We start from the raw sequence: 8,584 nt of genomic DNA, 5'->3' as shown, positions 1-8,584 counted from the left end.
CTGGCCGCCCTCACCGGCCTCGTCGCCACCGCCGCGGGTGAACATCCAGATGCCACCGGCGGCGACCAGCACGAAGACGAGCAGCAGGATCAGAAGACAGCCGACCCACCAGAAGCGCTGGATGAAGCTCTTCTTCGGCGGTTCGCCCGCTCCGGTCGAGGCGGTCCAGCCGGATCCCGTGTCGACGCCAGGAGAACCCTGGTCATAGCCCTGCGCGGGGTAGTCCGAGGCCGAGCCCTGGCCGTATCCCTGTGAGGGAGAGCCCTGGCCGTAGCCGGGGGCGGGGGAAGCCTGGCCGTAGCCCTGCGCGGGGTGATCCGAGGCCGAGCCCTGGCCGTATCCCTGCGAGGGAGAGCCCTGGCCGTAGCCCGGGGCGGGGGAAGCCTGGCCGTAGCCCTGCGACGGAGAGGCCTGGCCGTAGCCGGGGGCGGGGGAGGCCTGGCCGTACTCCTGGCCCGCGCCCTGCCCGGCTCCGTCACCGTGCTGGGCCGCGACACCACCTGCGGCAACGCCACCTGCGGCGGCGCCCGCGGCAGCGGCCGAGCCGGCTCCCGCACCGGAGCCGTCGCTCTGCTGACCGTACTGGTCCTGGGCGCCGTAACCGTCTGCCGCAGCGGGCTCAGCTGTCTCGTAAGGGGCCTGCTGCGCGAGACCGGCCTCGAGATCAGGGCCCTGGTACTCGGCGGTGTCCGCAGCGCCTGCGTCCGGAGCGCTTGCGTCCGCAGCGCCTGCGTCCGCTGCGGGGGCGTCCTCCGCCGCTGCGGCCGTCTCCGACGTGCCGGAGGCGGCGGTCAGCGGCGCCTGGTCGTCGGCGGGCGCCGCGTCCAGGACGGGCTCCTCGGCGGCGGCGCGCTGGCTCGAGTCGGCGACATGGGTGGCGTCGTCCTGCTCGGAGCCGTCGGCGCCGCCGAGCGGGGCGGGATCCGCCACGTGCCGTCCACGGTGCTCCTCCGCCTGGGGCGCGGTGGTCTGCGGGGTCTCGGCCTGCGGCGCCGCAGAGCCGTACGGGTTCATCGACCCGTACTGACCGGCTGCTGCCGGGGTGGTGCCCTCGGTCGCGGCCGGCTCCTGCTCCGAGCGCTCTCCGGTCGATGCCACCCGGGTCGCGTCGTCCTCGCCGGTCGGGGCCTGCTCACCGGTGGAGGCCACATGCGTCGGATCGTCATCGGTCGTCGCAGCGGGGGCCTGCTCACCGGCGGAGGCGACGTGCGTGGCATCCTGGTCGGCGGCGGGCGCGGCATCGTCGGCGGCGGGAGCGGCCGGAGCCTGGTCGTCGGCGACCCAGAAGTTCCAGCCGTCCGGAGCGGGGCCCCACGACGGATCGGGCTGCCAGCCGGGAGGCGGGCTCCAGTTGGCATCCTCGATCGGCCAGTTCGGCGGAGGATTGAAGCGATATGCCATCGGGTAGCACCTTCCGGGGCGATGTGCGTGGACGGGCTCCCCCTCGGACCCCGACTCTCTCTCGCCCCGTATCGTAGAGCACAAGGGATCGCCGAGGCGTCAGCTCTCGCCCCTCGCCACCGTCACCAGGGGCCGTCCGCAGCCCCCCGCTCACGCATCAGGAGTCCGCATGACCGACGTCATCACCGAGCCGCGCAGTGTTCTCATCACCGGAGGGAACCGGGGGATCGGCCGCTCGATCGCCGAGGAGTTCCTACGCCGCGGCGACAAAGTGGCCGTGACCAGCCGCTCCGGTGACGGCGGCCCCGAGGGCGCCCTCACCGTCGCCGCGGATGTCACCGACGGGGACAGCCTCGACGCCGCGATCCGGAGCGTCGAGGAGGCGCACGGTCCGATCGAGGTGCTCGTCGCGAACGCCGGGATCACGGACGACCAGCTGCTGTTGCGGATGAGCGATGACTCCTTCGAGACCGTGCTCGACACCAACCTCTCCGGTGCCTTCCGCACCGTCAAGCGGGTCATCAAGTCCATGATGCGCAAGAAGAAGGGCCGCATCGTGCTCATCAGCTCCGTCGTGGGCCTGTACGGCTCGCCGGGACAGGTCAACTACGCGGCCTCCAAGTCGGGCCTCATCGGCATCGCCCGGGCGCTCACCCGTGAGCTGGGCTCCCGGGGGATCACCGCGAACGTGGTCGCTCCCGGCTACATCGACACGGAGATGACCCAGGCGCTGTCCGAGGATCTCCAGGCCTCGTACCGCAAGGCGATCCCGGCGGGACGCTTCGCCGATCCGGTCGAGGTGGCCAAGGCCGTCGCCTTCCTCGCGAGCGACGACGCGGCCTACATCTCCGGCGCCGTGATCCCCGTCGACGGCGGCCTCGGCATGGGACACTGACCCGGACCCGTCCCCACCCCGAACGTAAGGCGTGAACCCAACCCGATGTCATCCTCCGACCCCGACAGTCGCCTGCTGCTCCTGATGCGTCATGGCAAGGCGGAGAACGGCTCCGGCCGCTCCGACCACGACCGAGCCCTGGCGGACAAAGGCGTGACCCAGGCGCAGCTGGTGGGGGAGTACCTCCACGCGCAGAACGTGCAGGTCTCCCGGGTGCTGGTCTCCGATGCCCGCCGCACCGCCCAGACCTGGGAGGCGACAGTCTCGACGATGCCCGGCTTCGACGGCGAGGTGACCCTGGACGAGGACATCTACACCGGCGGTGCGGCGGAGGTTCTCTCCCTGGTCCGCTCCGTGGACCCGCAGCATCCGGTGGTGATGGTGGTGGGTCACGAACCGACCATCTCGACCCTGACCTCCCTGCTCGCCGTGGAGGAGTCCGACGCCGGCGCCGTCGCCCAGGCCAGGATCGGCATGCCGACAGGGGCGATGGCGGTGCTCGCCGGGCAGCTGGAGAGCTGGCAGGACCTGCGGGAGGGCTCGCTGACCCTCCACACCATCGTCCGTCCCTGACGGGCGGGCGCCGGTCCCACCTCAGCGCCGGTCGCGCCTCAGCTGCGGGCCGCGGACTGGAGATGCGGCCAGGCGTCCAGCAGGGAGGCGCCGTCGATCACCACATCGGCGACCTCGCGCAGCGCCGGCTTGGCGCGGAAGGCGATCCCGGTGCCGGCGGCCAGGAGCATCTCCCGGTCGTTGGCGCCGTCGCCAAGGGCGACGATCCGGGAGGCCGGCAGGTCGTAGCGGGCGGCGAGCTCCTCGAGGGTGCGGCGCTTCGCGGTGCCGTCGATGATCGGGCCGGACACCCGTCCGGTGAGCCGACCATCCGCGATCTCGAAGCGGTTGGCCTGGACGTGGTCGATGCCCGTCCGGTCCGCGAGCTCGTCGATCACCTCGTGGAAGCCGCCGGAGACCAGCGCGACCACCCAGCCGTCGGCCTTCGCCCGACGCACCAGCTCGAGAGCGCCCGGGGTGGGCACCAGGGCGGAGCGGACCTCGGCGAGCACCGATCCGTCCAATCCCTCGAGCAGCGCCACCCTCGCGCGCAGCGACTGGGCGAAGTCGAGCTCTCCGCGCATGGCGGCGGTGGTGATCTCCTCGACCCGGTCGCGCACGCCGGCATGCTCCGCGACCAGCTCGATCACCTCCTGGGTGAGGAGGGTCGAGTCGACGTCGGAGACCAGCAGCCCGGTCGCCACCACGGGGGACGCGTCGATCCCAGGCTCGGCCGTCACGGGGTGATGACCGTGCCCTTGCCGAGCACGGTGATGCCGGACTCGGAGACCACCCAGCCACGGGCACGGTCCTTCTCCGCATCCAGTCCGATCTGGGTGCGCGGCGGGACCACGACGCCCTTGTCGATGATCGCCCGATGGATCTGGCAGTGACGGCCGACGATCACGTCGTCCATGAGCACCGAGTCCGAGACGGTCGACCACGAGTTCACGCGCACCCCCGGAGAGAGCACGGAGCTGGAGACGGACGCGCCGGAGACGACCACGCCGGGAGAGATCACCGAGTCCACCGCGGAGCCGACGCGGCCGGGGCCGGCGTGCACGAACTTCGCCGGCGGCGTGTTGCGGTGGCCCGTGAAGGTGGGCCATTCGTCGTTGTACAGGTTGAACACCGGGTGGATCGAGATCAGATCCATGTGCGCCTCGTAGAAGGCATCCAGCGTGCCCACGTCCCGCCAGTAGTCGCGGTCGCGGTCGGTGGAGCCCGGGACGACGTTGTGCAGGAAGTCGTAGACCGCGGCGTCCTCCTGCGCGACGAAGGAGGGCACGATGTCACCGCCCATGTCGTGCTTGGAGGTGTCGTCCTCCGCGTCGCGGGTGACGGCCTCCACCAGCGCCTCGGCGGTGAAGATGTAGTTGCCCATGGAGGCGAGGATCGAGCCGGGGTCGTCGGCCAGCCCCTCGGTCTGCGTCGGCTTCTCGACGAACGCCGTGATGGTGGTGGGGTCCGACGGGTCGGTCTCGATCACGCCGAACTGGTCCGACATCTCGATCGGCTGCCGGATCGCTGCGACGGTGCAGGACTTCCCGGAGGCGATGTGGGCGTCCAGCATCTGCGAGAAGTCCATGCGGTAGATGTTGTCGGCACCGACCACCACCACGTAGTCGGGCTTCTCGTCGTGGATCAGGTTGAGGGACTGGGCGATCGCGTCAGCGCTGCCGCGGAACCAGTGCTTGCCCATGCGCTGCTGCGCCGGGACCGGAGCGACGTAGTTGCCCAGCAGCGAGCTCATCCGCCAGGTCTGCGCGATGTGCTTGTCCAGCGAGTGCGACTTGTACTGGGTCAGGACGACCACCCGCAGGTAGCCGGAGTTGACGATGTTCGACAGCGCGAAGTCGATGAGGCGGTAGATGCCGCCGAACGGCACTGCGGGCTTTGCCCGATCGAGGGTCAGCGGCATCAGCCGCTTTCCCTCACCGCCGGCGAGGACGATGGCGAGAACCTTTTTGGACGACATGGTGCGAGGATAGTCCAGACGTGGCACCCGTCACGCGCTGTCCCGTCCATTCGGACGACATGACGATCCGACATGACGAACCGACATGACGAATCGATCTGGGATGCTGGAGCGAGCACCCGCTGAAGGAAGAGGAGACGGACATGCGCGTCGATCTGCTGACCAAGGAGTACCCGCCCGAGGTCTACGGCGGGGCCGGGGTCCACGTGGCCGAGCTGACGAAGGTGCTCCGCCCCCACATCGACGTGCGGGTGCGGGCCTTCGGGGCCGCCCGCGAGGAGGAATCTACCTTCTCCTACAGCACCCCGGCGGAGCTCGAGGGCTCCAACGCCGCCCTCTCGACCCTCGGCACCGACCTGCTGATCGCCGCGGACTGCGCTGGATCGGACCTCGTTCACTCGCACACCTGGTACGCGAACTTCGCCGGTCACATGGCCTCGCTGCTGCACGGCGTCCCCCATGTGCTCTCCGCGCACTCCCTCGAGCCGCTGCGTCCGTGGAAGGCCGAGCAGCTCGGCGGAGGCTACGCCGTGAGCTCCTTCGCCGAGCGCACCGCCTATGAGGGGGCGGCCGGCGTCATCGCGGTCTCCGCCGGGATGCGCGAGGACATCCTGCGGGCCTACCCCTCGGTCGATCCGGCCACGGTGCACGTGGTCCACAACGGCATCGACATCGAGCAGTGGTCCCCGAACCCGGAGACCTCCGCGCTCACCTCCCGCGGCATCGACCCCGACGCGCCGACGATCGTGTTCGTCGGGCGGATCACCCGGCAGAAGGGGCTGCCGTACTTCCTGCGCGCCGTGCGCGAGCTGCCGGCGGAGCACCAGGTGGTGCTGTGCGCGGGCGCCCCGGACACCCCGGAGATCGCGCAGGAGGTGAACACGCTGGTGGAGGAGCTGGCGAGGGAGCGCGGCAACGTGCACCTGATCACCGAGATGCTGCCCCGCCACGAGCTCACCCAGATCCTCACCCATGCCACCACCTTCGCGTGCCCGAGCATCTACGAGCCGCTCGGCATCGTGAACCTCGAGGCGATGGCCTGCGGGATCCCCGTGGTCGCCTCCGCGACCGGCGGCATCCCCGAGGTGGTCGCCGACGGGGAGACCGGCTACCTGGTCCCTCTCGAGCAGGTCACCGATGGCACCGGCATCCCGGTGGACCCGGAGAAGTTCATCGCGGACACCCGCGACGCGCTGGTGAGGATGGTCTCCGATCCCGCGCGGGCGAAGCAGATGGGCGAGGCCTCACAGCGGCGCGCGGCCGAACACTTCTCCTGGACCTCGATCGCCGAGCGCACCCTGGACGTCTACCGCATGGTGATCGCTCAGAGCTCCTGAACCCAGCACCTCCAAGCCCGGAGCTCCGGAGCTTCGGACGACAGCCTCCGTGACGAGGGCTCAGCCCGTCTCCGCTGCGGCGATCCGCTCGAGGGTCTCCACGAGCGCGCCTCGCGCCGCATCGTGCAGCTCGTCCAGCAGCCCCCGGCGCGTGAGCGCTTCGGCGAGGTGCACGGTGTGGCCATGGCCCTCCTCGATCTCGGCCCGCGTGAGCAGCAGGGTCCGCGCGGTGAGCACCAGCAGGTGCGCGGCCGAGGGCTCCAGATGGCGGGGGAGCGCGGTCGAGGTCCAGGTGTCGGGGATGCGGGCCGTCTCGACGGGCTCCTCGGGGACCAGGTCGAGGTCCACGCTGCCCCCGGCGGTGCGACGCAGCGCATGCAGAAGCTCCTCGCGTGCACTGCCTGAACTCGCCGTCGGCGGCACCTGGGCACCCACCGGGGCGGGGACCTTCACCCAGGTGACGGCGCTGACCGGACGACCCTCGTGCTCGACCGGGGTGGTGATCGGGATCAGGGTGTGATCGGCGATGCCGGCGGCGGTGACCACGATCGCCTGCTCCGCCTCGAGCGCCGGACCGATCGCCGCCGGCGGGCCGACGAGCCCGGCGAGCCGGCCCGGGGCCGGCAGCACCAATCGCAGCTGGGCCAGCGGCAGCCGGCGCAGCCCTGACATCCACTCGTACAGGTCCTCGCCCTCTCCGCTGGGCCCGGAGCGACCCACCCCGAAACTCATCTGGGCCGCGTCGTCGGGCCCGAGGTCGCCGCGCAGGTAGGCGGAGGTCCACAGCATCAGCACGGCGGCGCGGGGGAGGGCGATGAGCTCGCGCCCGGCGGCGGCCTCGCTCACGCTCCGCGCCCGTCGGCCGCGGACCCCGCGGCAGCAGCGACGAACTCCGCTCGTCGACCGGCCGGATCCACGGACTCCAGCCGCACGGTCACGACCTCGCCGACGGCCGCGTCCATCGGCACCCAGGCGGTGACCGGGGGATCAGTCAGCTGGACCTCGACCCGGGTGGGGGCTCCGTCGCCGTTCTCGGAGGTGCTCGCCTCCCGGCGCTCGATGACCGAGGCCTCGAAGACCTCACCCACCCAGGCCTGGAGCGCCATCGCCTCCACGAGCTCGAGCGCCGCCCGCTCGAGGTTCCCGGACTGCGCACCGGTGGCCTGCATCGCCTCCGGGATCACGCGCAGCGCCTCCAGCAGCTCCGGGCTCGGGCCGCCGCCCGTGACGTGCGCGTGGCAGACCAGCAGCACGAAGCGGTCCACCAGCCGGCGCAGCGGCGCCGTGGTGTGGGCGTAGGGAGCGGCGATCGCGGCCTGTTCCGCATCCTCCGGCACGTCCTCACCTCTGGTGAACGCGACATAGGAAGCGCCGCGGAAGAGCGAGGTGGCCTGGTTCAGCAGTGCCAGGTGCACCGGGTCGCGCCAGTCCAGGGAGCGCAGGAAATCGCCATATCTCTGCTCGGTGGGCCAGGGATGGCCGAGCGCCTGGCTCTGGCGGCGGAAGCGGTCCACCGCCGACTGCTCCGCAGCGGGCATGGTGCGCAGGATCCCGGCACCGTTCTCGAGCATCAGCTGGGCAGCGGCCATCCCCGTCATCAGCGAGATCTGGGCGTTCGCGTCCTCGATCGGATTGGGCCGGCGCCATCGCAGGTGCACCTGTCCGTTCTCGGCCACCACCTCCTGCTCGGGCACGTTCAGGCTGGCCCCTCCGCGCTGGGCCTCCAGAGCGGTGCGCAGGGCACCGATCTCCTGCAGCAGGAGCATCATCGGTGGGCCCTCACCGCGATCGAGATCGTCCTGGACCTGGTCGTAGGCCAGCTTCTCCACCGAGCGCACCAGCGCCCGCTCCAGGCCGATCTCGCGCACCTCGCCGGCCGCGTCCAGTTCCAGCACCCACACGAAGGCCGGAGTGACCTGATCCGGGAGCAGGGAGCCGGCCCCTTCTGAGATCACCCCCGGATGCAGCGGGATCCGGCGGTCGGGCAGGTAGAGGGTCTCTCCGCGGCGCCGGGCCTCGAGGTCGATCGGCCCGTCGAGGTCGACGAAGGAGGGGACGTCCGCGATCGCGTACAGCACCCGGTACCCGCCGGAGGTGCGCTCGAGGTGCATCGCCTGGTCCAGGTCCGTGGACGTCTCGGGGTCGAGCGTCACGAAGGGGACCTGGGTGCGGTCGGTCCGCTCCCCGTCCTCACCGGGCTGCCGCGCGGCCGCCGCCTCCGCGGCGGCGAGGACCTCCGGCGGGAACTGGAGCGGGACCTCGCCGTCGTGGTCCGCGAGCAGGGCGTCGATGCCCGCCCGGAGCTCGTCGGCCGCGACCGAACCGCGGGGTGCGTGCAGGGAGAGCGGGTGATGGGGCACGGTGACCTCCTGGGAGGGACGGTTCGGGCCTGGTCAGTCTATGGGCGGGAGCACGCGCGGA

At 71.4% G+C, this 8,584-nt stretch carries 7 protein-coding genes and 1 pseudogene; 3 read left to right on the top strand and 5 right to left on the bottom strand.

Annotated elements, in window-relative coordinates:
* Window positions 1-1,401 (bottom strand): annotated as a pseudogene (locus VF289_RS06485) (hypothetical protein); the annotation flags it as partial.
* A 169-nt stretch (window positions 1,402-1,570) separates the two neighbouring features.
* Here VF289_RS06485 and VF289_RS06480 point away from each other — a divergent pair.
* Both VF289_RS06480 and VF289_RS06475 read left to right on the top strand, forming a co-directional pair.
* The gene (locus VF289_RS06480) at window positions 1,571-2,296 is read left to right on the top strand and encodes a beta-ketoacyl-ACP reductase (protein ID WP_330882293.1); all 726 of its coding nucleotides are present in this window, start codon (window positions 1,571-1,573) and stop codon (window positions 2,294-2,296) included.
* A 45-nt stretch (window positions 2,297-2,341) separates the two neighbouring features.
* The gene (locus VF289_RS06475; protein WP_330882292.1) at window positions 2,342-2,869 is read left to right on the top strand and encodes a SixA phosphatase family protein; all 528 of its coding nucleotides are present in this window, start codon (window positions 2,342-2,344) and stop codon (window positions 2,867-2,869) included.
* Between the two features lie 38 nt (window positions 2,870-2,907).
* Here VF289_RS06475 and serB read toward each other — a convergent pair whose 3' ends face one another.
* Both serB and glgC read right to left on the bottom strand, forming a co-directional pair.
* Window positions 2,908-3,588 carry a phosphoserine phosphatase SerB gene (serB, locus tag VF289_RS06470; RefSeq protein ID WP_330882291.1) on the bottom strand — a complete coding sequence of 227 codons (681 nt, stop codon included), beginning with the start codon at window positions 3,586-3,588 and terminating at the stop codon, window positions 2,908-2,910.
* Complete coding sequence (glgC, locus tag VF289_RS06465) at window positions 3,585-4,826, bottom strand: glucose-1-phosphate adenylyltransferase (protein WP_330882290.1); 1,242 nt, start codon at window positions 4,824-4,826, stop codon at window positions 3,585-3,587. Before glgC ends, serB begins: the two co-directional genes overlap by 4 nt.
* Before the next feature lie 143 nt (window positions 4,827-4,969).
* On the opposite strand from glgC, the gene glgA reads away from it, so the two are divergent.
* On the top strand, window positions 4,970-6,163 hold the full coding sequence (gene glgA, locus VF289_RS06460; protein ID WP_330882289.1) for a glycogen synthase: 1,194 nt from the start codon (window positions 4,970-4,972) through the stop codon (window positions 6,161-6,163).
* Between the two features lie 60 nt (window positions 6,164-6,223).
* Here glgA and VF289_RS06455 read toward each other — a convergent pair whose 3' ends face one another.
* Together VF289_RS06455 and VF289_RS06450 are read right to left on the bottom strand one after the other, a co-directional pair.
* On the bottom strand, window positions 6,224-7,009 hold the full coding sequence (locus VF289_RS06455; protein ID WP_330882288.1) for a hypothetical protein: 786 nt from the start codon (window positions 7,007-7,009) through the stop codon (window positions 6,224-6,226).
* Window positions 7,006-8,523, bottom strand: a complete 1,518-nt coding sequence (locus tag VF289_RS06450) for an RNB domain-containing ribonuclease (RefSeq protein WP_330882287.1) — start codon at window positions 8,521-8,523, stop codon at window positions 7,006-7,008. Before VF289_RS06450 ends, VF289_RS06455 begins: the two co-directional genes overlap by 4 nt.
* Between the last annotated feature and the right edge of the window lie 61 nt (window positions 8,524-8,584).

Origin of the sequence: Brachybacterium sp. (assembly GCF_036379615.1) — a bacterium.
In the GTDB taxonomy this organism is placed as follows: domain Bacteria; phylum Actinomycetota; class Actinomycetes; order Actinomycetales; family Dermabacteraceae; genus Brachybacterium.
This window is presented reverse-complemented; position numbering and strand designations above follow the sequence as displayed.

Bases quoted from the DNA above. Each gene is read 5' to 3' on its own strand.
- VF289_RS06475 (WP_330882292.1), top strand. From the start codon at position 2,342: ATGTCATCCTCCGACCCCGACAGTCGCCTGCTGCTCCTGATGCGTCAT.
- VF289_RS06480 (WP_330882293.1), top strand. From the start codon at position 1,571: ATGACCGACGTCATCACCGAGCCGCGCAGTGTTCTCATCACCGGAGGG.
- glgC (WP_330882290.1), bottom strand. From the start codon at position 4,826: ATGTCGTCCAAAAAGGTTCTCGCCATCGTCCTCGCCGGCGGTGAGGGA.
- glgA (WP_330882289.1), top strand. From the start codon at position 4,970: ATGCGCGTCGATCTGCTGACCAAGGAGTACCCGCCCGAGGTCTACGGC.